The organism is Paenibacillus sp. W2I17 (genome assembly GCF_030815985.1).
In the GTDB taxonomy this organism is placed as follows: Bacteria; Bacillota; Bacilli; order Paenibacillales; family Paenibacillaceae; genus Paenibacillus.
This window is the reverse complement of record NZ_JAUSXM010000001.1, coordinates 2,317,096-2,343,953: the sequence shown is the minus strand read 5'-3', so window position 1 is coordinate 2,343,953 and position 26,858 is coordinate 2,317,096. Positions and strand designations below refer to the sequence as shown.

28 protein-coding genes are annotated in these 26,858 nt (G+C 46.3%); 21 read left to right on the top strand and 7 right to left on the bottom strand.

The window, feature by feature from the left end; genetic code table 11:
* The first annotated feature begins 48 nt into the window (after positions 1 to 48).
* On the top strand, positions 49 to 675 hold the full coding sequence (locus QF041_RS10200) for a rhomboid family intramembrane serine protease (RefSeq protein WP_307413888.1): 627 nt from the start codon (positions 49 to 51) through the stop codon (positions 673 to 675).
* Between the two features lie 69 nt (positions 676 to 744).
* The gene (gltC, locus tag QF041_RS10195; protein ID WP_062833647.1) at positions 745 to 1,656 is read left to right on the top strand and encodes a glutamate biosynthesis transcriptional regulator GltC; all 912 of its coding nucleotides are present in this window, start codon (positions 745 to 747) and stop codon (positions 1,654 to 1,656) included.
* A 49-nt stretch (positions 1,657 to 1,705) separates the two neighbouring features.
* On the opposite strand, the gene QF041_RS10190 is transcribed toward gltC, so the two are convergent.
* A complete protein-coding gene (locus QF041_RS10190) occupies positions 1,706 to 2,386 on the bottom strand; it encodes a zinc metallopeptidase (RefSeq protein WP_036609646.1) in 681 nt (226 codons plus the stop codon).
* Positions 2,387 to 2,414: 28 nt separating this feature from the next.
* Entirely contained in the window at positions 2,415 to 2,843 is a 429-nt protein-coding gene (locus tag QF041_RS10185) for a MerR family transcriptional regulator (RefSeq protein ID WP_017689377.1), read from the bottom strand.
* Between the two features lie 352 nt (positions 2,844 to 3,195).
* Here QF041_RS10185 and QF041_RS10180 point away from each other — a divergent pair, with 352 nt between their 5' ends.
* Genes QF041_RS10180 through QF041_RS10170 form a run of 3 tightly spaced genes read left to right on the top strand, consistent with a single transcriptional unit; the run spans position 3,196 to position 6,457 of the window.
* Positions 3,196 to 4,596, top strand: coding sequence for an ammonium transporter (locus QF041_RS10180; RefSeq protein ID WP_074094452.1), 1,401 nt, complete (start codon positions 3,196 to 3,198; stop codon positions 4,594 to 4,596).
* A 41-nt stretch (positions 4,597 to 4,637) separates the two neighbouring features.
* The gene (locus tag QF041_RS10175) at positions 4,638 to 5,723 is read left to right on the top strand and encodes a DUF294 nucleotidyltransferase-like domain-containing protein (RefSeq protein ID WP_373461386.1); all 1,086 of its coding nucleotides are present in this window, start codon (positions 4,638 to 4,640) and stop codon (positions 5,721 to 5,723) included.
* A complete protein-coding gene (locus tag QF041_RS10170; RefSeq protein WP_017689374.1) occupies positions 5,720 to 6,457 on the top strand; it encodes an exonuclease domain-containing protein in 738 nt (245 codons plus the stop codon). The genes QF041_RS10175 and QF041_RS10170 overlap by 4 nt, the downstream gene beginning before the upstream one ends.
* Here QF041_RS10170 and QF041_RS10165 read toward each other — a convergent pair.
* The gene (locus QF041_RS10165) at positions 6,443 to 6,934 is read right to left on the bottom strand and encodes a M67 family metallopeptidase (protein WP_307413882.1); all 492 of its coding nucleotides are present in this window, start codon (positions 6,932 to 6,934) and stop codon (positions 6,443 to 6,445) included. The two genes, QF041_RS10170 and QF041_RS10165, sit on opposite strands and share 15 nt — an antisense overlap.
* A gap of 226 nt (positions 6,935 to 7,160) precedes the next feature.
* On the opposite strand from QF041_RS10165, the gene QF041_RS10160 reads away from it, so the two are divergent.
* Entirely contained in the window at positions 7,161 to 7,712 is a 552-nt protein-coding gene (locus tag QF041_RS10160; protein WP_307413881.1) for a TlpA family protein disulfide reductase, read from the top strand.
* A gap of 122 nt (positions 7,713 to 7,834) precedes the next feature.
* On the opposite strand, the gene cimA is transcribed toward QF041_RS10160, so the two are convergent.
* Positions 7,835 to 9,454 carry a citramalate synthase gene (cimA, locus tag QF041_RS10155; protein ID WP_100529309.1) on the bottom strand — a complete coding sequence of 540 codons (1,620 nt, stop codon included), beginning with the start codon at positions 9,452 to 9,454 and terminating at the stop codon, positions 7,835 to 7,837.
* Positions 9,455 to 9,985: 531 nt separating this feature from the next.
* Here cimA and QF041_RS10150 point away from each other — a divergent pair.
* The 3 genes from QF041_RS10150 to QF041_RS10140 all read left to right on the top strand — a co-directional run bounded on the left by QF041_RS10150 (position 9,986) and on the right by QF041_RS10140 (position 13,308).
* The gene (locus tag QF041_RS10150; RefSeq protein ID WP_100529310.1) at positions 9,986 to 11,287 is read left to right on the top strand and encodes a DNA polymerase IV; all 1,302 of its coding nucleotides are present in this window, start codon (positions 9,986 to 9,988) and stop codon (positions 11,285 to 11,287) included.
* 117 nt (positions 11,288 to 11,404) lie between these two features.
* Positions 11,405 to 11,647: a ferredoxin gene (locus QF041_RS10145; protein ID WP_017689369.1), complete on the top strand. Its 243-nt coding sequence runs from the start codon at positions 11,405 to 11,407 to the stop codon at positions 11,645 to 11,647.
* 218 nt (positions 11,648 to 11,865) lie between these two features.
* Complete coding sequence (locus QF041_RS10140; RefSeq protein WP_307413879.1) at positions 11,866 to 13,308, top strand: L,D-transpeptidase family protein; 1,443 nt, start codon at positions 11,866 to 11,868, stop codon at positions 13,306 to 13,308.
* A 42-nt stretch (positions 13,309 to 13,350) separates the two neighbouring features.
* Here QF041_RS10140 and QF041_RS10135 read toward each other — a convergent pair whose 3' ends face one another.
* The gene (locus tag QF041_RS10135; RefSeq protein ID WP_017689367.1) at positions 13,351 to 13,488 is read right to left on the bottom strand and encodes a hypothetical protein; all 138 of its coding nucleotides are present in this window, start codon (positions 13,486 to 13,488) and stop codon (positions 13,351 to 13,353) included.
* 255 nt (positions 13,489 to 13,743) lie between these two features.
* Between QF041_RS10135 and QF041_RS10130 the strand changes: the two genes are divergently transcribed.
* The 3 genes from QF041_RS10130 to QF041_RS10120 all read left to right on the top strand — a co-directional run bounded on the left by QF041_RS10130 (position 13,744) and on the right by QF041_RS10120 (position 16,261).
* Positions 13,744 to 14,841 (top strand): quinone-dependent dihydroorotate dehydrogenase, encoded by a 1,098-nt coding sequence (locus QF041_RS10130; RefSeq protein ID WP_017689366.1) that lies wholly within the window; start codon positions 13,744 to 13,746, stop codon positions 14,839 to 14,841.
* Between the two features lie 135 nt (positions 14,842 to 14,976).
* Entirely contained in the window at positions 14,977 to 15,792 is an 816-nt protein-coding gene (gene yjbM / locus QF041_RS10125; RefSeq protein WP_036609636.1) for a GTP diphosphokinase, read from the top strand.
* Complete coding sequence (locus QF041_RS10120) at positions 15,779 to 16,261, top strand: DUF309 domain-containing protein (protein WP_307413878.1); 483 nt, start codon at positions 15,779 to 15,781, stop codon at positions 16,259 to 16,261. Before yjbM ends, QF041_RS10120 begins: the two co-directional genes overlap by 14 nt.
* A gap of 217 nt (positions 16,262 to 16,478) precedes the next feature.
* Here QF041_RS10120 and QF041_RS10115 read toward each other — a convergent pair whose 3' ends face one another.
* Positions 16,479 to 17,027 carry a thioredoxin family protein gene (locus QF041_RS10115; protein ID WP_036609632.1) on the bottom strand — a complete coding sequence of 183 codons (549 nt, stop codon included), beginning with the start codon at positions 17,025 to 17,027 and terminating at the stop codon, positions 16,479 to 16,481.
* 221 nt (positions 17,028 to 17,248) lie between these two features.
* Here QF041_RS10115 and QF041_RS10110 point away from each other — a divergent pair, with 221 nt between their 5' ends.
* From QF041_RS10110 to QF041_RS10085, 6 genes are all read left to right on the top strand, one after another.
* Complete coding sequence (locus QF041_RS10110; RefSeq protein WP_307413877.1) at positions 17,249 to 18,934, top strand: RsmB/NOP family class I SAM-dependent RNA methyltransferase; 1,686 nt, start codon at positions 17,249 to 17,251, stop codon at positions 18,932 to 18,934.
* Positions 18,931 to 19,677 (top strand): pseudouridine synthase, encoded by a 747-nt coding sequence (locus QF041_RS10105; RefSeq protein ID WP_307413875.1) that lies wholly within the window; start codon positions 18,931 to 18,933, stop codon positions 19,675 to 19,677. Before QF041_RS10110 ends, QF041_RS10105 begins: the two co-directional genes overlap by 4 nt.
* Positions 19,678 to 20,176: 499 nt before the next feature.
* The gene (locus QF041_RS10100) at positions 20,177 to 20,980 is read left to right on the top strand and encodes a Cof-type HAD-IIB family hydrolase (RefSeq protein ID WP_036670159.1); all 804 of its coding nucleotides are present in this window, start codon (positions 20,177 to 20,179) and stop codon (positions 20,978 to 20,980) included.
* A gap of 97 nt (positions 20,981 to 21,077) precedes the next feature.
* On the top strand, positions 21,078 to 22,118 hold the full coding sequence (locus QF041_RS10095) for a hypothetical protein (protein ID WP_307413874.1): 1,041 nt from the start codon (positions 21,078 to 21,080) through the stop codon (positions 22,116 to 22,118).
* Positions 22,119 to 22,224: 106 nt separating this feature from the next.
* Positions 22,225 to 22,773, top strand: coding sequence for a GNAT family N-acetyltransferase (locus QF041_RS10090; RefSeq protein WP_307416942.1), 549 nt, complete (start codon positions 22,225 to 22,227; stop codon positions 22,771 to 22,773).
* Between the two features lie 192 nt (positions 22,774 to 22,965).
* The gene (locus QF041_RS10085; protein WP_076209009.1) at positions 22,966 to 24,096 is read left to right on the top strand and encodes a glycosyltransferase family 4 protein; all 1,131 of its coding nucleotides are present in this window, start codon (positions 22,966 to 22,968) and stop codon (positions 24,094 to 24,096) included.
* A 135-nt stretch (positions 24,097 to 24,231) separates the two neighbouring features.
* Here QF041_RS10085 and QF041_RS10080 read toward each other — a convergent pair whose 3' ends face one another.
* Positions 24,232 to 25,287 carry a YkvI family membrane protein gene (locus QF041_RS10080; protein ID WP_307413872.1) on the bottom strand — a complete coding sequence of 352 codons (1,056 nt, stop codon included), beginning with the start codon at positions 25,285 to 25,287 and terminating at the stop codon, positions 24,232 to 24,234.
* A 204-nt stretch (positions 25,288 to 25,491) separates the two neighbouring features.
* Here QF041_RS10080 and QF041_RS10075 point away from each other — a divergent pair, with 204 nt between their 5' ends.
* The 3 genes from QF041_RS10075 to QF041_RS10065 all read left to right on the top strand — a co-directional run bounded on the left by QF041_RS10075 (position 25,492) and on the right by QF041_RS10065 (position 26,838).
* On the top strand, positions 25,492 to 26,073 hold the full coding sequence (locus QF041_RS10075; RefSeq protein WP_036609617.1) for a xanthine phosphoribosyltransferase: 582 nt from the start codon (positions 25,492 to 25,494) through the stop codon (positions 26,071 to 26,073).
* Between the two features lie 97 nt (positions 26,074 to 26,170).
* Complete coding sequence (locus QF041_RS10070) at positions 26,171 to 26,500, top strand: hypothetical protein (protein WP_036609615.1); 330 nt, start codon at positions 26,171 to 26,173, stop codon at positions 26,498 to 26,500.
* Between the two features lie 119 nt (positions 26,501 to 26,619).
* Entirely contained in the window at positions 26,620 to 26,838 is a 219-nt protein-coding gene (locus QF041_RS10065; protein WP_307413871.1) for a hypothetical protein, read from the top strand.
* Positions 26,839 to 26,858 lie beyond the last annotated feature (20 nt).

Here is a 26,858-nt window from a genome sequence, read left to right as displayed (position 1 = left end):
CAGAGATGTAAGTCCGATCTGAACAGGGTGGAGTGAAAGAAGAAATTTATGATATTTATTCGCTATGAGAACTGGAAAGGTTATTTGAAGTATTTCCCTTTGACGTCGCTTTTTTTAATTGCCAATGTAGTCATGTTTATTGTGTTAACGGTGAACGGTGGATCAACGAACAATATGGTGCTGCTGAAATTCGGGGCACTTACGAATCATGAACTGTTCGCACATGAATGGTGGCGTTACATTACATCCATGTTCCTGCATGCGGGCTTCAGTCATTTATTGTTTAACAGCTTTGCGTTAATCGTATTTGCACCACCGATGGAGCGTTTGCTCGGGTCGGTAAGGTATGGTGTATTGTACCTGGGTGGCGGTATATTGGGTAATATTCTTGCTGTTGCGTGGTACAACTCGGTTGGGAGTATTACCATCTCTGTAGGTGCTTCAGGAGCGATCTATGCCGTCTATGGTGCATTCCTGTATGTAGCACTGTTCCAGCGAACGATGATGGACGAGGCTTCGCGCAAAACAATGTACACATTGCTTTTGTTCGGGATCATATTCTCCTTCGCCATGTCAGGCATCAACTGGATGGCTCACCTTGGGGGATTGTTGGGTGGATTCTTTATTTACGGACTGTTGATCAGATTGTGGAAACCCCGTAGCTTAAAGCGGTAGTCAGAACGTTCTCAAGATGGAATGCAATCAAGGATAAGTAGGGTATAACAGATTGGAGCGATCAGGCGAGTGGAATTAAGACAGTTGCATTACTTTTTGAAAGTGGCACAGAAGGAACATGTAACACAGGCTGCTGAAGAGTTGCATGTGGCACAGTCGGCGGTGAGTCGTCAGATTCATCAGCTGGAAGAAGAACTGGGCGTGGATCTTTTTATGCAAAAGGGGCGAAATCTGCAGTTGACTGCAGTAGGGCAGCTTTTTTGCAAACGAATTGAAGGTATATTAAAGGATTTGGACAAGGCAGTCGGGGAAGTTCATGAGTTTCTGGACCCGGAGCATGGAGAGATTCGAATTGGATTTCCGCATAGCCTGGGGATTCATCTCATTCCTTCCGTGGTGGCTGCTTTCCGTCAACGCTACCCCAACGTGAAATTCAGATTCAAGCAGGGGATGTTCCCTACACTGATTCGTGATGTGTTATCGGGTGAGGTAGACTTGGCATTTATTTCTCCTTTTCCAGAGAAGCATGATCAAGTAGATGGCGATATTGTACTCACGGAAGAATTACATGCGATCCTTCCTCCCAATCACCCGTTAGCTGGTGAAGAGACAATTGCACTGGAACAGCTCAAGGATGATAAATTTGTATTGTTTAGCAAAGGTTATTCTCTTCGTCCTATTGTGTGGCATGCTTGTCTGGAAGCTGGTTTTACACCCAAGATCGCTTTTGAAGGGGAAGAGACCGACACCATCCGCGGATTGGTCGCTGCGGGCATGGGAGTCAGTCTGCTGCCTGAGATGGCGCTATTCCAGACGAACCCGCTGCAACCGGCACATGTGGCCATCTCTCATCCCAAAGTAACACGGACCATTGGGTTAATTCACCGTGCGGATGACAAACTGCCACTGGTTGCCCAGTCCTTTCGTTCGTTTTTGCTTCATTATTTCGGTTTACAACAAAACAATACCCCATCCGATTAACGGTGGGGTATTGTTTTTTGTTTTTGTTTTTGTTGTATTAGGTATCCGATTAATCGCGGCTATTGAAGATTCCGATGTAACGAATCAACTCAAGCAGTGAGATCAACGCTGCAGCGACATAAGTCAAGGCTGCGGCATTCAGGACCTTTGCAACACCTTTTTCTTCTTCGTTACGAATGTACCCTTCGGATACCATAATCTCTCTAGCGCGATTACTTGCATTGAACTCAACCGGTAAAGTGATGAGTTGGAATGCTACAGTTACGGAGAAGAAGATGATACCGATACCTACAAGGTTCATGGCATTGAAGATGAATCCTGCAATCAACAGGAATGGAGCTAATCCGGATGCAAAGTTCACAATGGGGAAGATCCGGTGACGCAGTGCCAGCATCGGATAACTTTCTTTATGCTGAATGGCGTGGCCAACTTCATGACACGCTACCGAAACAGCTGAGATTGAGTTTTCATAATATACTGGTTCTGATAAACGTACAACCCGATTGATCGGATCATAGTGATCAGAGAGCGTGCCGCGTACAGGTTCAATTGGAACATCGTGCAGGCCGTTAGCATCAAGCATCTGGCGAGCGGCATCGTAACCAGTCATTCCGTTCTGATTCGGTACCTCCGACCAACGTCTAAACGTACCTTTAACGCGAAATTGCGCCCATAAAGAGAGCAAAAAGGCGATAATGATCAATACGAACATACCGTTATTAAAACTCATATTCATTCCTCCGCTTTCTAAGAATAAGCTACATCATGGTGTTCTCAAGCAAGATTTTTAGTGCCTCCATTGTACCGGCACTTTTGGTGAGGAGTCCTGCCATCATTTTACGTGCTTGTACAGGTTTCATCTCTCCAAGTAGCGGTTTGAGTTCGTTAACCTCTCGCTCAAGTTGTTGTACATGAAGCTCCAATGTTGTCAATTTGCTGGCAACTTGTTCTTCTGTACTAACCAGACGCCACTTCTCAAGAGATTGCTTAATCTCGTCGAGACTATACTTCTCTTGTTTCATCTGTACAATACGTTCAAGCCTCGTTAAAGTTTCATTACTATAGAGACGATAATTTTTTTGTGTACGTTCTTCGGGAGCGATTAGTCCAAGCTTTGTGTAATAATCAATCGTCCGTTCACTAACACCAGCGGTCTTGGCGAGTTCGCCAATCCGAAAAAGTTTCATATCCCCAATGATATTCACCTCGCTTGCAAGTTCAAATGTAGGGAATTGTAGTTTCCACTTGTGAATTTCTAGACTACGCCCAATTTTTCTTACTAATAAGTATGATACATGATCTTTAACCGTACAGTCAAACGTTATGCTTTGGCAATAAGCATACTGCATTTCTATATCTATGTACTCATAGAATGTGAATATGTACTTAAGTGCAAGAAAAAGACGTATGACTTTATTCCCAGAAATAATTTTCAGTTTTGATGAAAATACTCTTGTCAACTTTCCTCTCTTCTGCTTATAATGACATTAAGAGTTTCACGTTATGTGAAGAAACTTAACATAAGAGGGAGTGGGGTATATGAGAAAGAAATGGTTGGTTTCCGTGTTAGTAATGCTTACTTTGTTCGCTTTTCCGGTCAGCGCATTTGCGGCTGCGGAGGGTCCGACTAACATTGAACTTCAAAGTGGTTTGAACTCAGCCTTTACGTTTTTGGCTGTTGTACTCGTGTTCTTGATGCAAGGGGGATTTGCTTTACTCGAAGCGGGTTCAACACGAATGAAGAATGCAGGACACATTGCGGGTAAGACCATCCTGACATTGGGAATTTCAGTTATTGCCTTCTGGGCTTTGGGTTTCGGTCTTGGTTTCGGTAATGGTAACAGCTTCTTTGGAACAACAGGATTCTTCCTGAGTGGTGACAAGATGGCTGCTTCCTTCGAATCACTGGCTTTCTCCGATGTTCCACTGACTATTAAATTCGTATTCCACCTCGCCTTTGCGGCGGTATCTCTGGCCATTGCCTGCGGTGGTATGGCTGAACGTGCAAAGATGAGCGTATATATTGTTTTCGGTACTCTTTATACCATTATCATGTATCCGGTTGTTGCTCACTGGGTATGGGGCGGCGGCTGGTTGGCTGAGCTGGGTATGCAAGACTTTGCAGGATCGACAGTTGTTCACTTGACTGGTGCGACTGCAGCATTGGTAGCGACCATCTTGTTGAAACCACGTATTGGTAAATATAACAAAGACGGCAAACCTAACATCATTCCAGGTCACAACCAAGTGTATTCCGTACTCGGGGTTATTATCCTCTGGATCGGTTGGTTCGGATTCAACCCAGGTAGTACATTATCTGCCATGGGGGATGGATTCTTCGGTTATGTTGCATTGACTACTAACGTAGCTGCTGCAGCTGGTGGTGTTGCTGCGCTGTTGATCTCATGGGCAGTTCTTGGTAAGTCTGATATTCCTAGCATGTTAAACGGTGTGCTTGCGGCACTCGTTGCGATTACAGGAGCATGTGCATTCGTTGAACCTTGGGCAGCGCTGGTTATCGGTGCTCTGGCGGGTATCATCACATTCTTCACAGCACAGTACTTCGATCGTAAAGGAATTGACGATCCAATCTACGCTTTCTCCGTGCATGGTATTGCTGGTATGTGGGGTGCGATCTCCACGGGCTTGTTCGCTACTCCTGAACTTGCCGAGAATGCTGGTGTAGGTCAAGCGGGTCTGTTCTATGGCGGTGGATTCCACCAATTGGGCGTACAGCTTCTTGGTCTGGCAGGTGCTTTTGCCTTCGTACTGGTAATGTCCTTCATTATTCTGGGCGGAATGAAAGCGATCATGGGCATCCGTGTTACTGAAGAAGAAGAAACAATGGGTCTGGATATCAGTGAGCACGGTACTTACGGATACCCTGAACAAATGAAAAATGTAGATTCTAAATCCAATGGTGGTACGTTCAGCTCCTGAGGTGAATGATGCTGAATCATGCCTCAAGGAGGCTTGACATGATGGAACCCATCTCGTATACAAACTATTCCTGGTCTTATCAGGGAATCGATGGTGCGGTGTCTTCTCAAGAACTGCGCCAGGCACGTGTGATATTACAGAACGAGCTCCAGGAATTGTTGTCCGCTTCCTTGTCGCCGATAGAGTGGTACCAAACGGTAAATGAACTGCATGACCGGATTGCACGGAAAGCAGTAGAGTTATGCATTCAGGGGATGGTTGAGGAAGGCTTCGGCCAACCTCCCGTCCCCTATGCCTTTATCGTATTTGGCAGTTCCGGCAGGGAAGAAGCAACGTTATGGAGTGATCAGGATAATGGCATGATCATTAGCGATACTCCGCATGAAGGTAAAGAGGAATATTTTGCTCAGCTCGGACAGCGAATGACGGATATGTTGGAAGAGCTTGGTTACGCCAAATGCGAAGGCAAAGTCATGTGTTCTGAACCACTGTGGAGAAAAACGCTGGCGTCATGGAAGCAACAATTAGCAGATTGGAGCTCGGATCTGAATTGGGAGCCCGTTCGTAATCTGATTATTGCTTCAGACATGCGTTTTGTTGCAGGTGAGCAAAGCCTGGCGGAGGAATGGATCACGAGTTTTTATGAACAGTTCAGACTGGTTCCTGAACTTTCGGATGCAGTTCTTCGCAATACGGTTAAACATAAAGCTACATTAAATGTACTTGGACGTGTGGTCACAGAACGATTTGGTGAACATGCAGGCGGATTTGATGTCAAGTATGGTTTGTACATTCCACTGGTGAACAGTGCCCGTTATTTGGCTTTGCAACATGGGATCAAGGAGTCATCTACGTTAAAAAGAATGGAGAGATTAACTTCACTTGAAGCTGTTCCATTTACATTACTGGATGCATGCCAGCGGGCCTTCTTAGCCGCTTTGAAATTTCGCAGAAATACTCCGGTTGTCATCCAAGGGGATTTGCAACATAGCAGTGGGTTCCTGGATGAGAAACAGATGAAACAAAAGCAAATTCATTATGAGCTCAGGGATACGCTTGGGTTGGTACGACGAGTGCATCGTGCTTTGCAAAGACAGTTGCGTTTTGCAGAAAGGAGACGTCCATGAGAGAGCCGGCAAGGGGCAATACAGGATTCTGGAATTCGCTGCGTCAGGGAGGGGTTCCTTCCGCCATCGCTTCCATTATGGGAGCCCCTACGGCGCAACACATGGCGTTTATCCGTTCGATGATGAGAGAACAGCGCAGACCTGAGGTTCTGCATACACCTCTAAATGAGCTGGACGCAGTTGTATTTGATCTGGAAACGACGGGATTTTCACCCCAGCATGGGGATGAGATTATCTCATTTGGTGCGGTCCGTATACATGGTGGTGTAGTTCTGGAAGGAGAGCAGTTCTATACGGTGGTGCAGTCCAAGACTGCGGTTCCGGAACATATTACTGAACTTACAGGTATTACGCAGGAGATGACGCTGGACGCACCAACTTTGCTGGAAGGGCTGCATGATTTCATGTCTTTTGTAGGTGGAAATGTTCTGATTGCACACGCAAGTGCGCATGACCGAGCCTTTCTGAATGCAGCTCTGTGGCGGACTTCAAAAGTAAGACTGACGCATCGTTTAATTGATACGATGATGTTGGCCCGCTGGCTTGAACCAAGCAGGCCGGGGTATGGTCTGGATGAATTGCTGGAATCCAGAGGGATTCCGATCTATGGGCGTCACCATGCACTGGAAGATTCAAAAATGACTGCACAGTTATGGTCCTGTTATCTGGAGGACATGACTCGTAAAAATGTGGAGACCTTGGGTGATTTGTATACCCAGCTAAGTCACGCATAACGGAACGGGAAGCAGATTGTATGAAGGCACAACGCGGTGTGCCGGATCCTGCGATTCTTTCGAGGATTCAATCAGATAACCGTTCAGATGCATATGAGATCGCAACCCGCTTGTTAGGTCGGGTGAGCCGATGAGGTACATCTGAAGCAAACCGGCGAAGGCTGGAAGAGCTTGCATGTCCTCTACGGATGGAACAGGCCTTGTCTGCGGATGAGAATGGAAGATACCAATGAGCTTAGGTTCGGAAAATACGCACCGAATCCATTCGGCATCGTCCAGAGTAAAATGGTGCAGCGGGTCAGGTGCTACGTTACGAATGGGCTGAAACCGACTGATTCGTATACCGCCCGCTGCGGTTTCACCCAGCATAACCCCGCAGGCTTCTTGCGGCAGCGAAAGGAACATGTGCTTTGACATCTCTTGTTCTACGGAAGAAGGGATGTAGAAGGCGTTTTGCTGCCCGTGAAGTGCTGCCATTTGTACTCACCCCTCTCTCTTTGGCTCCTGCTATGGCAGGAGTCCTTTTTCATTTTATTTTCTGTAATGCGGATTGTAAAATTTAAAAGGAAAAGGGTACAATAATAAAGAGAACATTTGGGAATCATGTTCTGGTGAACTGTCATAGAGCGTGATAAACACTTAGCATGTGCAGAAATTACAGTTTCAGTTTCAATATGCTAATTATATAAAAGGGTGGCGGGTTATGAAACGAAACATATACATACTCCTTGGTGTTGTCTTGCTGGTTGGTATTGCACTGGCCCAGAATGCGGGTGACGGCATTGCAGCCGTCTTTAAACAGGAAGAACCGATGCCTACAGAGACGGGACCACGTGCGGGTCTTCTGGCGCCTGCTTTTTCTCTGACAGCAATGGATGGAAAGACGTACAGTGTGGGCGGTGCCAAAGATAAGGCCACGTTCGTCAGTTTCTGGGCATCGTGGTGTGAGCCATGTAAACAGGAAGCTCCGGAGTTGAACAGAATGGCTGCAAAATACAAGGATAAGCTTGACCTCTACGGTGTTAATGTAACATCATACGATAAACTCAAGGATGCCAAAGCTTTTGTGGATGAGTACCAACTGACATTCCCCATTCCTTTGGATGAGAAGGGGACTGTGTATGCTCAATACAATGGGGTGGCTTTTCCAACGAATGTTCTGATTGACTCCAGAGGAGTTATACAGGAGATTGTTCTGGGCATATTACCAGAGAAAGAGTTGGAACGTAAGATTAAAAAGTTAATTGCGAATTAATTTTCATGTAAACAAAGAAGCCTTTGCATCCATGAATCATGGATGCAGAGGCTTCTTTTTTATTTTCCGGGAAATAAGCGTTAAGAGGTTGTTCAAAAATCCCGCTTTTTTGAACATGCACTTTAGTGGTTGCTTATCCCATGAGCAGGAATAGGGAGTGTGCCTGGCTCATCCTGCAATTTTTCTTGAAGCAATGCATAGCGGAAACTGTGAACGAGCGCTTCCCAACTTGCTTCAATTACGTTCTCGGATACACCGACAGTGTTCCATGTGTTCTCCGTATTTTTGGATTCGATCAATACACGAACTTTGGCGGCTGTGGCATCTTTCTCATCCAGTACACGTACTTTGTAGTCCGAGAGGTGCATGTTGGCGAGTGAAGGGAAGTATTGCACCAGTGCTTTCCGAAGCGCATTATCGAGTGCATTCACCGGACCGTTACCTTCAGCAGCGGTATAAGCGCTTGTTCCAGCGATATTCACTTTGACAAAAGCTTCAGAAACAACGGATTTTCCTGCCGTTTTCTCTACAAGCATTTTGAATGATTCAAAAGTAAACAATTCTTTCATGTCACCATTCGCTTCACGAATTAACAATTCGAGCGAGGCATCTGCACCTTCGAACTGGTAACCCTGATGCTCCAGGTCTTTGATCTTCTCAATAATCTGACGTGAATTGGCACTGCTTGGATCGAACTCAAGCCCCAGTTCCTGTGCTTTGGATACAATGTTACTTTGTCCGGCAAGTTCCGAGACCAGCACACGTTGTTTGTTACCAACCAGTTCAGGCACGATGTGTTCATAGGTACGTGAATCCCGCAGGATGGCAGAGACGTGAATCCCACCTTTGTGAGCAAAAGCAGCATTGCCGACATAAGGCTGATTAATCGGCATATTCACATTGGCAATCTCGCTAACATAACGAGCCACGTTTGTAAGTTGTCTCATGGAATCCTCAGTAACACATTCATAGCCAAGTTTCAGTTGCAGGTTCGGGATAATGGATGCGAGATTGGCGTTACCACAACGCTCTCCATAACCGTTCATCGTTCCTTGCACCTGACGGGCTCCGGCTTGTACAGCGCTGAGTGTGTTGGCCACAGCCAGTTCACAATCATTATGTGTATGGATGCCGAGATGTGCATGAGGCAGGCTTCTATGCAGTGTGGATACGATCTCGTGCACCTCGTTTGGCATCGTCCCGCCGTTGGTATCACACATGACGAGCCAGTCCGCTCCAGCTTCGTGGGCCTTGGTCAAGACCGCTTGAGCATACTCCGGGTTATGTTTGAATCCGTCAAAGAAGTGTTCTGCATCAAAGATCACTTCCATACCATTCTGTTTCAGATAGGCGATGGAATCATAGATCATGGACAAGTTTTCTTCCAATGTAGTCTGCAAAGCCGTATGCACATGGAAGTCCCATGATTTACCGACCAGGGTTGCAGCCTGAGCACCAGATTCGATCATGCGCTTCAGGTTGGCGTCTTCACTAGCAACGCTGCCTTTACGGCGGGTACTGCCAAAAGCAACAACCTTTGCGTTCAGGTTTAATTCCTTGACTCTTTTGAAAAACTCAATGTCCTTGGTATTGCTGCCGGGAATTCCGCCTTCAATATAATGGACACCCAGGTCATCAAGCTTCTTGGCAATTTTGAGTTTGTCGTCTGCCGATAAGCTGACACCCTCCCCTTGTGTGCCGTCACGTAAAGTCGTATCGAAGATGGAAATGGCCTTTGACATGAAGATCCTCCTTTGAGATAAAGCGCTCTTTTAAAAGTTTGGATTGTGAGTTGGGAAAAGCTGTTAAGTACGTTAGTGGACGAATCCTTCGATTCGGCAACGCTACACTGTGTTAAACTGGGTGCGCTGATTTGTCCTAAAGTCGTCAATTTGTATAATTAATTATTATAGCACCATTATAGCCAAATGCTACATAGAAATCGCAGTTTCATGTAACAATTAACGGATTTTAGAGAAAAAAGAAGGATGGTAATCATAATCAAGATGTATGTTATAATCTATTATTAAGTTTTAATTGGAATATATGGAAGGAAAGGAGGGTTAATTTTGAGTTTTGTATGGGAAAATATGGTTATTGCTCTGATCACTTTGATACTTTTTGTGAGTGTAGGCTGGTTAATTATTCGGTCTCTGATCAGATCTCGCAGAAAATAAATGCTCGTGACTGAATTAACATAACGGGTTTGATATACTATAGAAGAAAGAAATTCGTTTCATTAATTAGTGTGCAAGAAAGGGCGGGGGTTCATGATGTCTTCAGACGGCAATCCTCCAGCAAATGTGGATCAATATTACCCTGCAGCCGGACGGGTGATTCTGCATGTCGATATGAATGCTTTCTACTGCTCTGTACATGAAGCCGAGGAACCAGATTTATATAGAGGAAAAGCAACGGCCGTTGCGGGCAGCAGTGAACTGCGAAAGGGTGTAATTGTAACCTGCTCATATGCCGCTCGTAATCGAGGCATCTCAACAGGTATGGTTGTCCACCAAGCCATGAAAAAGTGCCCTGATCTCATTGTGATTCGTCCTGATTTTCATTTATATCGTCAATATTCAAGAGCTTTCATGCAGATTGCGTATAGTTATACCCCTCAACTTGAGGCGACATCCATTGATGAATGTTATCTTGATATTACAGGTTCAAGGCAATTCGGGAATCCAATGGAGATTGCGGAGAGCATTCAGCGTAGAATCAAGGATGAATTAGGGCTGCCATGTTCCATTGGCATTGCACCCAACAAATTATTGGCGAAAATGGCTTCGGATCTGAAAAAACCGAACGGTATCTCCATTTTACGCATGAGGGACGTACCCCGGATTCTTTGGCACAGACCATGTAACGAGATGTTTGGCATTGGCAAAAAAACGGCTGAAAAGTTGAAAAAACTGGGCATTGAAACGATTGGTCAATTGGCCAAGTCGGATGAGAACATGTTGACCGAACTATTTGGAGTAAATGGAGCGTGGCTCAAAAATTCTGCGAATGGCATTAACCATTCCGCAGTTCACGCGGAACGTGAGGCCAATAAATCCATTGGACATACAACCACTTTACCGGCGGATGTATCGGATATGAATGAGATTCATCGGGTATTCCTCAATATAAGTGACCAGGTAGCCAGAAGATTGCGAAAGCACGAAATGTTCAGCCAGGGTATTCAGATTACGATCCGGACACCGGATATGAAGACAATCACCCGATCACGTCTAATGGAAGTTCCTACGGAGGATGCAACGGTCATATACCGTGAGGCCTGTAAACTATTTGAGAAGCATTGGGGTAGTGGCAAGCCTGTACGCATGCTGGGTGTGACACTTCAAAACCTGATTCCAAGAGAGGAATCCGCTGTACAGATGGACTTGTTCGAATATGAGCAGAAGCCCAAGAAGGACAATTTGATTCGGATTATGGATCAGTTACGTGATAAATTTGGTGAGAATGCTGTTGTGACCGCAGGCATGCTTGGAGATGATCCTTCCGTGCTGCTTCGTAATCATAAAGTGCGCGGTACTTCCCTGCAAAAAGATAACTTGCAAAGTCTTGATTAAATAAGGGATAATAGAGACTTGTGGTTGCAAAATGATTTGTAATTATCCTTACTTTGTATTAATATGTTTCTAGATAAAAACACTGTACGTTTCGAATTTTAGGAGGAGAGAATGTAAATGAGTAAATATACTTGGGTTGAAAAAGACACATGCATCGCATGTGGCGCTTGTGGAGCAACGGCTCCAGACATCTACGATTATGATGATGAAGGTTTGGCAGAAGTTATCTTTGACGGCGATGCTAACCATGGTGTCAAAGCTATTCCAGACGACTTGTTTGACGATATGCAGGATGCATGCGATGGCTGCCCTACAGATTCAATCAAAGTAGCGGACGAGCCTTTCAATAAAGAAGGCTAAGTATTTCTCCTATGAACACAAAGCACTTTCTTTTGTCTTAACGACAAGGGAAGGTGCTTTTTTTGCATTCATTTAACTGTGATTATCTGACTATGGATCAAGGACGAACATTGTCGAACCGCCTTTTTTCCACCGAGTACTCAAGTCCTATGGATTCAACGCTTGGTTATGCCGATATATAATGATATACGGAAAAAGGCGAAATAGTGGAGGATCGGATGCAAAATACTCATCTAAGAACATATGTCAAGAAACATCCCGACAATAAAATGGCTTGGTACTTGCTTGGAAAGGAGTATTTGGGCGAAGGACAGGAGGCCAAAGCCAATTATTGCTTTCAGCAAGCGGGCGAGGTTTACGAGGCATTTGAACGCAGTAAAGCTCCTGCTGACATCTGGGTAGACTATCAGGAGAAACTGGTGGAGATGTCTGAGCAAAAAGAGAAAAAACAACGTAGACGCAAAATGTGGCTTACGTTGCTCATGCTGCTTGTGCTGGCAGGTCTGCCACCTGCGGACGCTCCGGGTTTCAGTCGTGAAGCGGCCGACGCACTGTCAGCAGCACTGGAATCCACGGATGAGATCCCTGACCCTGTAGGAGCGGATCAACAGGCTGGGACTGCATCCATTCCACCAAGTAATGTGTTCACTGCTGCGGCATTTGGTGGAGGCAACCATGGCGAGGCTGCGCTCGCAGCTGCCTGGTCCGGGTCTGGCCCAAAAGTAGAGACCTCTGCTGTACTTGGTATGCAAACCTCGGATGATTGGTCTTTATGGAAGCGAAATATGCCTGTGAAATACATAGTACAAACCAATACAAGCGGGAAATTAACTGCACAGAGTTATGATGCCAAGCAATGTAACTGTGAACCTCCTGAAATTACGCCGAAAATCAAAAAGATGGCCTTGGCGTGGACCGCCAAGCAGGAAGCTGCTGCATCATTATCAAGTGCAATCGTTGCCTATCGCAAAAAAAATGACGCTTGGCCCAAGAGTGTAACGCAAATGGCTCAGCCATTTCCGAACAATATTCTGGGAGAGACTGCGCCAGGGATGACCGAGATGTTTCCGAAGCTGTTAGCTTTGCATCAAGGAAAGGCACAGGAAGGAAAGAACGATTCGAGTGGTAAAGAGAATGGATCAACGACTTCGAATTCGTCTCAAGGCAACAATGCCGCTTTTGCAGATACGCTGGGAGGTCAGCCTTTTTTGCAGGAACCGCTGGAGATTGTCATTGATAAGAATAAACATAAACTTGCATTAATCAGTGGGGATACCATTGTTCGTATGTATGATGTGGGACTTGGCGGTGATCGAACACCGGAGGGTTCATTTGTCATTACAGATAAAGTGGTCAATCCGAATGGACGCTCGAACGGGGAGTTCGGAAGCAGAGGTATGCAACTCTCGAATACGAATTATGCCATCCATGGGACCAACGAGCCAAACAGTATCGGACTGGATGAGTCCCTTGGATGTGTGAGAATGCGTACAGGAGATGTAGAAGAGTTATTCGCTCTTGCTCCGCAAGGCACCCCGGTACGCATTGGAGAAGATGTACTGCCAGATCTGACGCTTGTTCCAGAAGCAAAGCAGCGTTATCAGCATACACTTGTTCCAAAGCAAAATAATCCGAACAAAACGTATCACTGGCTGAATTGATCTGTTGGATATGTAGAATCAGATGGATTCAGCCTGAATCATCTACATGTTGGCAATAATGATAAGAGCACCAATGATGATGATCAAGCCGCCTACACTGGCTGCAGTCCATGCAATGGCTTTGCGATTCACTTCTTCTTTCTTTTGCTGTAATGCAGGTGGTTTACGTTTGGGAGCCATGAGTTATTCCTCCTTATTTGGAATAGAACTGGTGTAGAGTAACCATGCTCTCATTGTAAAGAATTCAACTCGTCATTTCCAGTGGGCGGGTGGATTTCTTGTGAGCATTTTGTATTATTCGATTTGTGCTGTCTATGCGCAAACTACTTTCCTTTTTAATAAGAAACAGATAGACTTGTGTGTAGAGTGTTTTTTTACATATGAAAAGACGGACAACGGCTTTTTGGCGTACCGGACCAGAACGGAGTGAGTGATTTGTTATACAGAAGTCTTGCTAAACCTTTGTTGTTCAAAATGGACCCTGAACAGGCCCATCATCTGATTATTGGCGGCCTTAGTGGCGTGGGTAGCATCCGTCCGGTTCCTTCCGGACTGCGTGTGATGTACGGCGTTCGTGAAACATCTGATCTGGCTGTTGACATGTTTGGGTGTCATTTCCCTACACCTGTTGGTCTGGCTGCGGGTCTGGACAAAAACGGGCAGGCCGTAACGGGCTTTTCTTCCATCGGATTTGGATTCATGGAAGTGGGAACCGTGACACCACTTGCACAACCAGGTAACGATCAACCACGGCTGTTCCGTTTGCCTCCAGATGAGGCGTTGGTGAACCGAATGGGCTTCAACAATCTTGGTGCGGAAGCCATGGCAGGTGAATTGGCACGTCTACAGGATCGGCGTATTCCAGTGGCTGTTAACATCGGCAAAAATAAGGCAACGTCTAATGAGGAAGCTCACCTGGACTATTCGAAGTGCATTCAGGCACTATACGATTATGCTGATCTGTTCGTGGTTAATATCAGTTCACCAAATACACCGGATTTGCGTAATCTGCAACATGGGAATGAATTGAAGGAACTGCTCGCTGCGGTTATGAACGAGATGAACGTGCAGCATGCACGAGCGGGCGGAGCGACCAAATCTGTTCTGGTGAAGATTGCACCGGATGTGAATGATCAGGAACTTGAATATATGGTTCGCACAATTGCAGACAGCGGTGTTGCTGGCATTATTGCAACGAACACAACCATCAGTCGTACAGGACTTTCCCATCAACATGCAAAAGAGACTGGCGGTCTGAGCGGTAAACCTCTACGTGACCGTTCAACGGAGATTATTCGCCAGATCTATCGCCAGACTGAGGGAAAACTTCCGATCATCGGTTCAGGTGGCATTTTCACAAGTGAGGATGCATACGAGAAAATTAAAGCCGGAGCAAGCTTGGTCGAAATATATACAGCATTGATCTATGAAGGGCCTGAGGTGAATCGGCGCATTCATGCCGGACTGCGTGAGTTGCTGCGCAAAGACGGTTATCGTCATATCTCCGAAGCGGTTGGTGCGGAACATCGTTAAGAAGGAATGTGAATCCCCGGAATGAAAATATAGAAGCATGGGAAGAGCGTAAAATGGTTCGGGACTCTTCCCCCCACCAAACATCATGTATAATGGAATAGAACAGGGGACGCTATAGAGACAGGAGGCATAAGCATGGACGGTAGAGACTGGGGTACATTTTTACTTCCTTATGAACAAGCGGTAGAGGAATTGAAAGTCAAGTTTAAGACAATGCGAGCGGAACTGAAGAAACGGGAAGAGTATGCCCCGATTGAATTCGTTACCGGTCGTGTCAAAAAAATATCCAGTATTCTGGAGAAATCCAGACGACTGAATGTGTCGCTTGATGACGTGGAAACAGGCATTGAGGATATTGCAGGTATCCGCATTATGTGCCAGTTCGTGGATGATATCCGCCGGGTTGCCGAGTATATTCGAGGTCGTAAGGATCTCACGGTACTCATTGAGAAAGATTACATTACGAATTTCAAAGAGAGCGGCTATCGCAGCTTCCATATGATTATTGAGTATCCCGTTCAGACGGCTCTGGGACAAAAGAAAGTTTTGGCCGAGATACAGATCCGGACACTTGCCATGAACTTCTGGGCTACCATTGAACATTCGCTGAGTTACAAGTTTCGCGAAGGGTTACCTGATGAGATGAGAACCAGGCTGAAAAAAACGGCTGAGGCCGCGTTTATACTGGACAACGAGATGTCTGCAATTCGTCTACAGATTTTGGAGGCGCAGAAGGCATTTGAGGATGATTCCAATATCGTGTCAAGAACATTGAATATCATTCATCAATTATACTTCTACCACCTTGTCAGTGAAGCAATTGAAGCACAGAAGCGATTTAACGATTACTGGGAACGGCATGATATGGAAGGGCTCAAAGACTTGCTGGATGACGTGAAAAAACTTCTGAACAACGCCAGAAAGGGCGAAAACCCGGATGAGCATCTATGAGCCACTGTACATTGACTACTTAATCTACTTCAATCGGGATCAGGATTATTTCGAGTGCCATGAGGTGCTGGAAGAATTGTGGCTTGAACGGAACCGGGATTCTCTCTATAAAGGGTTGTTGCAAATTGCGGTTGGTTTATACCACTTCAGGAATGGCAATCTCCGCGGAGGAACGATGATGTTACAGAGCTCACTTGATCTTCTGGAACCTTATCCTGCTACGATTCTGGGCATTGACCTTGGGACTTTGGTACGGGATGTACAGGAAATCGTGAAGGAACTGTCCCAATCAGATATTCAGTCTGTGACTTACAGGGATTTGTCCATATGTATTGTTGATGAGGTCTTAGAACAGGAGATATCTAGAAGATCGCTTGAGCTAAAACCTAATATTCCGCAGCGCCGGAGTCCTACCAGAGGGCGAATATACGAAGAGAAGATGAAGGCGATGGATCAGGGTAGAAGTTAAGCCGTTATCAGCGTTAGCATTCAAATGAGCATCCCATGGATATGAAGTTCCATGGTTATGAAACACCCCGACGATTCCTGTAAAGGGAAAGATCGGGGTGTTTTTGAATGTTGCGTCATATTCAGATGATTGCAGGTCGCACAGCTTGTCCTTCAACAGAACAGTGTCGGTGATACAAGTGCCTGATTGTAGATACTTGTGGAAACGGATCTATCATTTAGCTTGCCGAAGGAGCGGCACTGCCTTTATATTTTTGGAAAAATTGTTTGTAATCATCCAGCGTGTAGCCTTGGTCACTGCCATTCTCTTTCAGTCCGCCAACCATACGGTCTTTCTCGACACCAGCCTCATAATAGACGAGTGTAGGTGTGAACTCGATATTGTAATCGGTCCATCCTGCTTCGAATTCACGCAGATTGAACTGTGGAAGCTCAATACCTTCACTGTCAACCAGTGGCATCAACTGAGGTGTTGTGGCACGGCAGTGCGAGCAGTCGGAAGCAAAGAAATAAACAAAAAAGCTGTCTTTGTTATCGATTTTGGCTTTGAGATCAGTGGGAACAATAATTTGTTGATAGTTGGGATCACTAAGTAGCTCCCGTGTAGCTGGATTAAGCTTGGATGCAGCGATGCCATAAGCATTTTCCACTGAATCCATCTGTTTCTTGGATTGCTGGTCTACGACAACCAGTGCTGCAATCATAATGATTAAAATACCCAGGAATATAAGGATCGCAGCGCTTTTCTTTTTCTTCTTGGATTTCATTGGACATCCCCCATCGATCATATCGAAATATAGTTTGGGCAAAAATAAAGGTTGGGATAATATGCATAAACACCCGAATTTTTGCTCAGGAATCAATCTACTTGCCATTATACTACATTACACGCTGTAGTGGAATAGATACGATATGATAGGAAAGCAAAGCTTGGATATGATAAAATAAAACGATGTTGCAATCTTACCAAGACAGGATGAGTGGGAATATGGGTGTAAAGTTACCTTTGATATTTGCTGAGCGAATGAAAAGTTTGCTGGGCGATGAGTTTGAACAATTCATGAAATCTTATGATCAGTCTCCCCATGCGGGGCTGAGAGTGAATACGCTAAAAATATCGATGGAACAATTCGATGAGATTGCTCCGTTTGATCTAAGATCTATTCCGTGGTGTGAGACAGGATTCTATGTACCTCATGGTGTTAAACCGGGGCTGCACCCTTATTATCATGCAGGCCTGTATTATATACAGGAACCAAGTGCAATGGCTCCAGTTGAATTATTGCAGGTGGAGCCTGGAGATCGCGTGCTTGATCTGTGTGCTGCTCCGGGAGGGAAAACAACACAGATTGCTGCAAAGCTGCAAGGCAAGGGTGTACTTGTGACGAACGATATCCATGCTGAACGCACCAAAGCGCTGGCCAAAAACGTGGAATTGTACGGGGTACGTAACGCGGTTGTTTTGAATGAGTCGCCAGAGCGGATCGCAAATGCATTTCCTCATTATTTTGACAAAGTATTAATTGATGCGCCTTGCTCAGGTGAAGGCATGTTCCGCAAGGATGAAGACATGGTGAAATCGTGGGAACATCATTCGGTGGAAAAATGTGTGCTCATGCAGCGGGATATCTTGGAGACTGCTGCACGATTGCTGGCCCCGGGAGGAACCATAGTATATTCGACATGTACCTTTGCGCCGGAGGAAAACGAAGCGATGATTGCGGAGTTCCTGAATGTAAACCGTGATTTCGTAGTAATGGACATTCCTGAAGAGACAGGGTTCGCTCCAGGACGTCCGGAATGGGTACGTCAGATGATGCCGGAGAAGGCAGAAGAGACGGAAGCTGTGTTGGATCAAACGCGTGGTACCGCAAGATTGTGGCCTCACCTTTTGGAAGGAGAGGGACATTATGTCGCTGTAATGCAGCATCGTGCAGGGCAAGAATTAGAAACAGATCAACCTGGAGTAGTTAAAGAAGGAGCAATGGAGTATGGACAGGTCGTGGATGTGTCCAGGATTGAAGTAGAGGGGAACAAGGATCACTCTATTGCTGCTTCTTCAATTGCTATGACCAAGGCTGATCGTAAAAAGGAACGTTTGTTGCGAATCGAATCCCGAGAGTCCCATGACAGACAGGCTGGTGGCGGCAAGAATCCGGGTAGACAGAGCAAAAAAGGTAAAGATCACGGTGGACGTAAATCGGGACGCGGAGCTGATCCGGCAAGTATTGATCCGGTTGCGATCTACACTCAGTTTATGAAAGAACAATTGGAGATTGAGTTAACTGGAGAAACGGTATGTTACGGAGATCGGGTGTATCAATCCTCGGTTGGTGCAGCTCGGTTGGAGGGACTGAAAGTCATTCGTCCAGGCTGGTTTATGGGCACGATTAAGAATGGACGATTTATTCCGTCCCACCCGCTTGCGTGTGCTTTGAATGCATCTGAAGCACGGCGTAGCGTAAATCTGTCATCCGCTGATGGCGAAGCCGTGAGATACCTCAAGGGTGAAACGTTAAATATTGAAGAAGAACGGGTGGTGCTCAAGGCGGATACGTTTGCCAAAGGGTACGTTCTTGTATGTGTAGATGGTTATGCCGCTGGCTGGGGAAAATGGCTGGATGGTGTACTGAAGAATGAATATCCGGCAGGCTGGAGGTGGACATCGGTATGAGTGGAAAAGGCAAACAAACGCTTCGTTTAGATAAGATATTGAGTCATATGGGTGTGGGAACACGGAGTGAACTCAAAAAGATGGTGAAACAAGGCAGAATCCATGTGGACGGCAAAGCGGTGAAAGACAGCGGTGTACAGGTGAACCCCGAGGTCAACGTCATTGAAGCCGATGGGCAGCGAATTGCGTATCGGGAGATGATCTATCTGATGCTGCATAAACCTCCGGGTGTCGTGTCTGCTACCGAGGATAACAGAGATAAGACGGTACTGGATCTGCTGCGCAAAGAGGATCGGGTGTTCAATCCTTTTCCTGTGGGACGACTGGATAAGGATACGGAGGGGCTGCTCATTCTTACGAATGACGGTCCACTTGCCCATGATCTGTTATCTCCACGCAAGCATGTGCCCAAAACCTACGAAGCCCGTGTTCTGGGAAACGTGGATGAAGCGGATGTGCAACGTTTTAAAGCGGGCGTTCAATTGGATGACGGGTACGAGACGCTGCCTGCCGAACTGACTATACTTGGTCAGGAAGAAACGGAAGAAGGCACGATCTCGTCGATCTCGCTTATTATTCACGAAGGGAAGTTTCATCAGGTAAAACGTATGTTTCAGGCGGTAGGCAAGCGTGTGGTCTATCTGAAACGCGTAGCCATGGGTGAGCTGGAACTAGCTTCCGATCTTGCTATCGGAAGCTATCGTGAACTAACCGCAGATGAGTTGAGCCTTCTGCGGAAGTAAAAGCTCCCGACCTTCGCGAAGCGGAGCAGGGAGTCGTGGAGGGAAGCGAAGCCCCGATACTAACCGCCGCAGGCGAGAAAGCTCCTGTTCTTCACGAAGTGAAGCAGGGAGTTGTGGAGGGAAGCGAAGCCCCGATACTAACCGCCGCAGGCGAGAAAGCTCCCGTTCTTCACGAAGTGAAGCAGGGAGTTGTGGAGGGAAGCGAAGCCTCGATACTAACGCCGCAGGCGAAAAAGCTCCCTGCTTCACGAAGTGAAGCAGGGAGCCGGGCAGAAAGCGAAGCCCTGCCCGTAATGGTCCCGGTTAAGTTTGGGCGGGACCGCCGCTGACCAGCGGTGTGCCCGGCAACAAGCATTCCTACGACAACCGTGACATAGCAAGACCCGACCTAACACCGGTGAGCAAGACGGGAGTCCAGAGGGCAGAGCCCTCTGGGGCCCTCCCTCGGAAGGGAGGGTTTGGGTGGGTGCGACTACTAACAGATGAGGATGAAGCCAGAATGACTTATAAATTAATTGCACTTGATGTAGATGGAACACTGCTGAATGATCATCATGAACTTACCGAATGGACTCAGGAGACCTTGATTCAAGCTTCCCGTCAGGGAGCAGAGATTGTGCTGTGTTCAGGTAGAGGTCCTGCCAACACGATTCCCTTTATGGAGCAGATGGGACTGGATGGATATGTGATTACGCATAATGGCGCCGTTACCGCGCAAGTCGATACCCGTGAGGTGGTCCATCATTTTGCATTAGATGGACAAGGACTGGAGCCAATCATATCCTATTGTCGAACCAATGGAGTACATTTTGACATCAATACGGCATTTGGTCTGTATGTGGATCAACCGGAAGGTTTGGGGTTGCAGGTGCGTGAGATGTATTACAACTTTATGGCAGAGCCACTGAAGTTACCCAAGTGGGTTGACATGACAGAACCGCTGGCGAAATTCACTGCATTTGGTCCGATTGAACAGATGGATGCAGTACTTCAGGAATGGTCAACTTGGAATCTGCCTTATTATATGACACGGAGTGGTGACTTTTTTATTGATCTGATGCATCCCGAAGCGTCCAAAGGCGCTGCGCTTAAAAGGCTTGCCGAATCGAAGGGAATCATGCCCTCGGAGATCATGGCGATTGGCAACTACTTCAATGATATTACGATGCTGACCTTTGCGGGCAAAGGCATTGCCATGGATAACTCACCGGACGAGGTGAAAGCTGCTGCGGACGAGGTTACACTTTCCAATAACGAGCAAGGTGTGGCACACGCAATCCAAAAATATGTGTTATCCGTCTAACCCTACATCTTATACTTAAAATGTACGCTTCCCTCATAATCTACCGTCCTCAGGGGCATCCTAAGAGAATAACGTTAGGAATGAAGGAGGACATGTGATGAAATATGATGTGGAATTGGTTGCAGACCTGCGGACATCAGGTGGAGAAGTACAGGACGTGATGGTCAATGGACAATATGGAGGCTCACTTTTCCTTGTGTACAGAGAAGGAGATCGTTTATCCGGTAGTCTTCAGATCGAGCAGGAGTCTCTGCCAGATGGTACAGAGGAACGTATTGTGGAAAAAGTGCATGCCTATGTCCGATCTCTTGCAGACGCGTTGGAAGCTGCATATTATGAAGTGCTGGTTAGTTGTGGCTCATTACATTCGGTTCTGCATAAGCCTGAGTCAGAGACCGTGTGGCCGTCTGAAGAAATGAATCATGACGAAGGCGGTTATGACGATATAGACAGCAGTGGAAGTAAGGTAATTCCTGTTTCACAAGCCGAATCGTTTACATATGAAGATCGGGATCAGGTTCTGGAGATGGAAATGGTAAGCGCGGGACGCAGCATATCGACGTATATATTCAATGATGTCGAAGGGCAGGAACTTGCAGAAGCTTCATTAAAACAATATGGCGCTGATGTACAAGGTGAAATACACTGGTATGACGAGCCGGAAGAGAATCAATTGGAAGCTGCGGCAGAGTTGCTTGTCAGAGAGCTGGATGAAGATATCATCGATACGATTACGATCCGCATGTGGCATCAGGGCAACGAACTCGAGACGCTAGAGTGGGTACATCGCGATTTCTCCGAGGATTTTGAGGATACCGATGAATCGGATCTGGATGAGCTGGAAGCTGCTGAAGAAACATGTTATGTCATGCTGAAGCGTAAGGATCGGGAGTTCCGGGTATACGAGTTGTTTCTTCAGGAACGAGGTGGATTGCCTGTGGGAACTGCAACAATAGACACTTCTCAATCCGATCTGACGGGATACATTGATTACGAGGTTCCTGGTACCAGCATTCAGCGAAAGAGTCTAGTCGAAGTGTTGGTGCAGGAGTTGGACAAGGAGATGGAGTTTGATACCCTGCACCTGACGATGTTGTATCGAAATCAGATTATCGATGAAGCCAGAATAGATGGGTAAAGGGCAACCGCCTTTTACCTTTTTTTATTCTCATTTTGACGAAAAAATCATTTCCCGGTATAGTACCATTAGTTTAACAGAGATCAGGAAGCGGAGGAGAACAATGATGCACTCATTCAGGATCAGTAGCGAATATATTAACGATGGTTTTCAAGCGGTTCAGGCGAAGCCGGAAGATACGGAGGATGTGATGTCGCTGCTGGTGGAGACAGCCGAATGGTTACAGAGCCAAGGTTCTTCCCAATGGAACGCTTTGCTTAAAGGTGAAGATTCACATGATACGGCAGGGGCGATTCGGCGTGGGGATGTGTTTGTATTTAAAAAAGGAGCGGATGTAGCGGGGATGGTCATCCTTATGGTTCAGCCAAGCCCTTGGGATATTCATCTTTGGGGTTCAAAAGCTCATGCCGAGGATGGTGCAATTTATCTGCATCGGCTAGCGATTCGAAGAAAATATGCTCAGAGCGGTCTCGGACGGTCCATTTTGCAATGGTCCAGCAGCGGCATACATTTTGAAGGCAAACATACTGTTCGGTTAGATTGCGGAGCGAGCAATGCTACGTTGAACGCCTTTTACGCGCGGAACGGGTATACTTTTTTGGGAGAGACCGATGGTTACAGTACATATGAGAAGCCCGTGGAGCTACGGAGCTGAAATTCTGGTTATCCAATGAATATGTTGACGACAACTGCAAGCGATGGACTGCTGAATTAAAGCTTTTGCTTCTGAGGGGAACGTTTCATGAATATGTTGTATATACGAGTTATCGTAATATAGATGTTCCGGCTTCCCTATGTCATAATGGATAGTAGAGCAGTACGTAAGTTAGAAAGGGGGAAACTAACGGTGAAATTGCTGCAGGCGCTTTTCTTTCCTCCGGAGCAGCCCGGAGGTGTATCCTCTATGATTCCGTATATGCAAGAGAGATTTACAACCCCGAGGTGGGAAATGGATCTATTCTCGTTGCCAAAGCGAATTCGCAACAAGGGCAGAGAGGAAGTTCAGTTCGAAACGTTTGACTGGACGGAATATCAGGATAGTCCTGTTGTCCAAAAATATATTCAAACTTATCGTGATTATCTTTGGTGGACCAAACTGCGTATTCAGAAGCCCTATGATCTGATCCATGCCCACCACCCAATTGCTGGACTTGCGATGAAAACGGTTTTCCCGGATACACCCCTCATTCAGACGATTCACTCCAGTTATGAACGAGAATTAATCCTTAATGGACGCATTGAAACGGATGGTCCCGAGCATCGATTCCTGCTTGCGATATATGGTGAGCTGGAACACCAGGCAGAGCGTCTCTTGACAGTGTCGGATTCGTTCCGTCGTTATCTGGCTCCCTACGTGAAGGAACCTGATGTCATCGGTGTGATTCCCAATGGATTTGATGAGAAGCGGTTTAAGCCGATTCCTCATGATAATGCGATACCACAACTGGTCACGGTATGTCGGCTTGTTCCGGCGAAGGGGTTGGATATTCTTTTCAAAGCTTGTGCGGAACTGAAGGGCCGAGGTCATGATTATGTGTTACATATTATTGGAGATGGACCGATTCGTCCTGATCTGGAAGAATTGGCGCAGCGGTTGGGGATCTATAATGAGACCATTTTCTATGGTTATACACTGCACCCTGAGGAATTCATGCCATTCTTTGATATTTTTGTACTTCCTTCACGGGCAGAAGCATTTGGTTCCGTCTTCGCTGAAGCGGCGCTGAGTTGTCTTGCCCTTGTGGGTACAGATGTAGGGGGTATACCTGAACAGATCGAGAACGGTAGCAATGGGTTGCTTGTACCTGCAGAAGATCCTTCTGCATTGGCTGAAGCGCTTGAAAAGGTGATGCTGGACCCGGCTTATCGTTATGAACTTGCCCGTTCAGCGTGTGAAAAAGCCAAGACACATTACTCACTCGGCAGATCGGTCAATGAGTTAAAAAAGATGTATTTGCAGTTTCCTGGCAAAGCCTAAAATGTAGAGCAAAAAGTGCGAGCCGCTGTGATAAACAGCGGCTTTTTGTCATGTTTAAGGAAAGAGTACCCGCGGTGACTTGTGGTTTTGAGGTAAACGGATGCTCATATTCATGAAGTACATGGACCGTGAGGTTTATATATTGTTGCGTCTACGAAAGGCGCCCCAGCGGTTCAGTACCAATTTGGCAGCCCAAAACAGTGCCATACTTCCGAAGATAGGGTAAAGGATGGACAGCAGGGAACTGAATCCAAACTGACTGAGTGAGTAACACAACAGCATAATGGTTAATGTAATGAAACGGGGATGAACACGTATATGTTGCCTGAGTTGCAAGGTCATTCCATAGATATCGGCTACAAAGGTACTGAATATTTCCATGAAAATAAGGGATACATATACAGATTGCACTGCCCATCCAAGTTGAAAGGCAATGCTGCCCATCGGGATTTCGAATTGAATGATGCCGGGCATCTGGGCTGACATGGCAAAATGAGCTGCCATCAGCATGAAACCTACGCCAATTCCACCCAATACTCCACCCCACTTCAGCACATTCCGACTACGAATCTGGTTACCTACAGGCACAAGAACAGCTTGAGCCAACACCAGATTGAATGAAGTATACAACAGTGGAGACAGCCACACTTGAATAGGGTTTGAATCTGTCGTCAGTGTGATGAATCGGGAAGCACCTGGATGATGGATGGTACTGGTGATCATGAGCAGAGATAACAGGAGCATCATGGGCACGACGATGCTATTCATTTGTAGAATGGCCTGAATGCCTCGACCCAGAAGCAGATATGACCCTACAAGTGTGACGATCAGACCTGTCTGATAATGCAAACCCAGATGTTCGACAAAAACGGAACCTGCTCCGGCAAGCATGACACTGTTCACGCCAATGAGAATGAGAAGGGTCACCCAAGTGATCCATTTGCCCGCCTTGTGGCCGAATAAATGTTTGTTCAGATCCTCATAAGAGCGGGACCCGGTATCGTGAGCGATCAGCATCATTTTGGTACCTAACCAGACAAAGAGCATGGTGGATAAGCCTATGGTGATGGTGGCCCATTTGCCATACTGGGTAAAAAACTGCAAAATTTCCTGCCCTGTAGCGAAGCCGGCTCCGACAACCGTTCCGATGTATGTAAATGCGATCTGCAGCACCCGAAATGCCTGTTTCATGTGTTTCCCCTCTCAGGCCCCTGTATAGTTTGGACATGCGGGTACCATGGTACAAGGTATGCTTGACCCACGAAAGTCATGACAATCGATAATGAGCTTTGGCTTGAATTGCGTCTCAAGGAAAGCGCCCAGGCAATTTCGCTTGAACTTATAGATAGATATATGATACTTTTACCTCATAGGATAGGCTTGGGAGGTCAAATCATGGAATTATTGAAACAACGAATTTTACAAGAAGGTGTGGTTATCTCGGATCAAGTATTAAAGCTGGATGGTCTGTTGAACCACCAGATTGATCCTGCATTAACGATGGAGATGGGACGTGAGTTCGCTGCCCGTTTTCGTGAAAGTGGAGTAACTCGGGTAATCACGGTAGAATCCTCAGGGATTCCGGTTGCGTTTGCCGCAGCCTATGAACTTGGGGTGCCCCTTGTATTCGCCCGTCGCAAAAAAACACTTCTGGCTGATCCTGATGCATACTGTGAACGTGTACCGTCCTTTACCAAAGGAATTGTAACTGATATTATGGTATCCCGCGAGTTCATTCATGAGAATGACCGCATTTTGTTCATTGATGATATTATTGCCAATGGAGATGCCGCTCGTGGCGTCATCAAAATTATCGAGCGTTCCGGTGCGGAACTCGTCGGATTCGGCGTTGTGGTCGAGAAAAGTTTCCAGGCAGGGGCACGCACGATTCGTGAACAGGGTATTCCGGTGGAAGCCTTGGTACGCATTCGTTCCCTGAACGATGGTACGGTACAATTTGACGATAACGAAATGTGACATTTTAAAGGAATAGGGCCTATTTTTTGAACTATGCCTTTGCATGACCGCGGATTTCATTTATAATGGGGTTATGTTAGGGAGAGGAGGCAACACCATGGGGAACCAACCGGCAACAGAACAATTTTTTAATGATAAGCTGGCGGAATCGAAAGTTCATTTTGAACGTGCCCTGGATTGTAAACATACGGAATTCGATGACCTTTATCCCTATATGATTGAACATCCTCAATTTTTCTGGTACAAACGCTATGTTGCCTGGTCAGAATTACTGACGATTGTAGGCTTGTGCGAAGAGTTGTCCTTCTCTTGGAAAGAACAATTTACACCGCATCAAGTGGAGTACCTTGAAGAACGTGTGATGTCCGCCAAAGTGCTTGATTTTTGGTTCGAGAAGAACGACAGCAAAGAGCACGCGCAGCGGTAACTTTCAGTCGGGACATAATTTCGAATGACATGACAGTCCAATACAGTCACGTGAGACCTAAATGACATTTCATTTAGGTCTCTTTTTGTAAATAAATTTGGAATATAGGAGCCATGAAGATGATCAGTGATACAGAACTGGACGCCCTGCGTCTGTCAGGTGAGAAAGTAAGAGTAGTACGGGACGAGCTGGAATCTAACGATGTAACCGGGATTGTTGTTGCCTGGGATGGCGAGCAGGTACTTATCCGTCGTCAGAATCGACGTGTCGTTAAGCTGGATCGAGGTTACCGATATCAGCTGTTCAGCGAGCCGCGCCAGAGTCCACTTAGTGAGTAACAGCTTATAATTATGGCAGA

Excerpts from the sequence above, each read along its gene's own strand:
- QF041_RS10200 (WP_307413888.1), top strand. The coding sequence starts at position 49 with ATGATATTTATTCGCTATGAGAACTGGAAAGGTTATTTGAAGTATTTC.
- QF041_RS10190 (WP_036609646.1), bottom strand. The coding sequence starts at position 2,386 with ATGAGTTTTAATAACGGTATGTTCGTATTGATCATTATCGCCTTTTTG.
- QF041_RS10185 (WP_017689377.1), bottom strand. The coding sequence starts at position 2,843 with ATGAAACTTTTTCGGATTGGCGAACTCGCCAAGACCGCTGGTGTTAGT.
- QF041_RS10180 (WP_074094452.1), top strand. The coding sequence starts at position 3,196 with ATGAGAAAGAAATGGTTGGTTTCCGTGTTAGTAATGCTTACTTTGTTC.
- QF041_RS10175 (WP_373461386.1), top strand. The coding sequence starts at position 4,638 with ATGGAACCCATCTCGTATACAAACTATTCCTGGTCTTATCAGGGAATC.
- QF041_RS10170 (WP_017689374.1), top strand. The coding sequence starts at position 5,720 with ATGAGAGAGCCGGCAAGGGGCAATACAGGATTCTGGAATTCGCTGCGT.
- QF041_RS10165 (WP_307413882.1), bottom strand. The coding sequence starts at position 6,934 with ATGGCAGCACTTCACGGGCAGCAAAACGCCTTCTACATCCCTTCTTCC.
- QF041_RS10160 (WP_307413881.1), top strand. The coding sequence starts at position 7,161 with ATGAAACGAAACATATACATACTCCTTGGTGTTGTCTTGCTGGTTGGT.
- cimA (WP_100529309.1), bottom strand. The coding sequence starts at position 9,454 with ATGTCAAAGGCCATTTCCATCTTCGATACGACTTTACGTGACGGCACA.
- QF041_RS10150 (WP_100529310.1), top strand. The coding sequence starts at position 9,986 with ATGTCTTCAGACGGCAATCCTCCAGCAAATGTGGATCAATATTACCCT.
- QF041_RS10145 (WP_017689369.1), top strand. The coding sequence starts at position 11,405 with ATGAGTAAATATACTTGGGTTGAAAAAGACACATGCATCGCATGTGGC.
- QF041_RS10140 (WP_307413879.1), top strand. The coding sequence starts at position 11,866 with ATGCAAAATACTCATCTAAGAACATATGTCAAGAAACATCCCGACAAT.
- QF041_RS10135 (WP_017689367.1), bottom strand. The coding sequence starts at position 13,488 with ATGGCTCCCAAACGTAAACCACCTGCATTACAGCAAAAGAAAGAAGAA.
- yjbM (WP_036609636.1), top strand. The coding sequence starts at position 14,977 with ATGGACGGTAGAGACTGGGGTACATTTTTACTTCCTTATGAACAAGCG.
- QF041_RS10120 (WP_307413878.1), top strand. The coding sequence starts at position 15,779 with ATGAGCATCTATGAGCCACTGTACATTGACTACTTAATCTACTTCAAT.
- QF041_RS10115 (WP_036609632.1), bottom strand. The coding sequence starts at position 17,027 with ATGAAATCCAAGAAGAAAAAGAAAAGCGCTGCGATCCTTATATTCCTG.
- QF041_RS10110 (WP_307413877.1), top strand. The coding sequence starts at position 17,249 with ATGGGTGTAAAGTTACCTTTGATATTTGCTGAGCGAATGAAAAGTTTG.
- QF041_RS10105 (WP_307413875.1), top strand. The coding sequence starts at position 18,931 with ATGAGTGGAAAAGGCAAACAAACGCTTCGTTTAGATAAGATATTGAGT.
- QF041_RS10100 (WP_036670159.1), top strand. The coding sequence starts at position 20,177 with ATGACTTATAAATTAATTGCACTTGATGTAGATGGAACACTGCTGAAT.
- QF041_RS10095 (WP_307413874.1), top strand. The coding sequence starts at position 21,078 with ATGAAATATGATGTGGAATTGGTTGCAGACCTGCGGACATCAGGTGGA.
- QF041_RS10090 (WP_307416942.1), top strand. The coding sequence starts at position 22,225 with ATGCACTCATTCAGGATCAGTAGCGAATATATTAACGATGGTTTTCAA.
- QF041_RS10080 (WP_307413872.1), bottom strand. The coding sequence starts at position 25,287 with ATGAAACAGGCATTTCGGGTGCTGCAGATCGCATTTACATACATCGGA.
- QF041_RS10075 (WP_036609617.1), top strand. The coding sequence starts at position 25,492 with ATGGAATTATTGAAACAACGAATTTTACAAGAAGGTGTGGTTATCTCG.
- QF041_RS10070 (WP_036609615.1), top strand. The coding sequence starts at position 26,171 with ATGGGGAACCAACCGGCAACAGAACAATTTTTTAATGATAAGCTGGCG.
- QF041_RS10065 (WP_307413871.1), top strand. The coding sequence starts at position 26,620 with ATGATCAGTGATACAGAACTGGACGCCCTGCGTCTGTCAGGTGAGAAA.